Source organism: Xanthomonas cissicola (genome assembly GCF_008801575.1).
GTDB classification, from domain to species: Bacteria; Pseudomonadota; Gammaproteobacteria; order Xanthomonadales; family Xanthomonadaceae; genus Xanthomonas; species Xanthomonas cissicola.
In genome coordinates this window covers 1-250 of record NZ_VZPL01000299.1, presented here as the reverse complement: position 1 = coordinate 250, position 250 = coordinate 1, and the positions used below count along the sequence as shown (strand labels likewise).

Genomic DNA, 250 nt, shown 5'->3' with positions numbered 1-250 from the left:
CTTTCGGCTTCGCGCAGAAAGCCGATGACCTGCTCGTCAGTAAAACGTTTCTTCACGTCCAATCTCCTCGGGGTAGGGAATTGGACTCCAAACTGAGGCGCTACTCAAAATTGGGTGGACGTCGCCCGATGCCAAACGGCTCAAGGACCTTGAGGCCGAGAACACGCGATTGAAGAAGTTGCTGGCCGAGCAGGTGTTCGAGAACGACCTGATCAAGGATGCGTTGCGAAAAAAGTGGTGAGCGCACCGG

The 250-nt window shown here is 55.2% G+C and carries 1 pseudogene; it reads left to right on the top strand.

The features are described from left to right. Positions 1-112 precede the first annotated feature (112 nt). A pseudogene (locus F7R02_RS26180) lies at positions 113-232 on the top strand (IS3 family transposase); the annotation flags it as partial. Between the last annotated feature and the right edge of the window lie 18 nt (positions 233-250).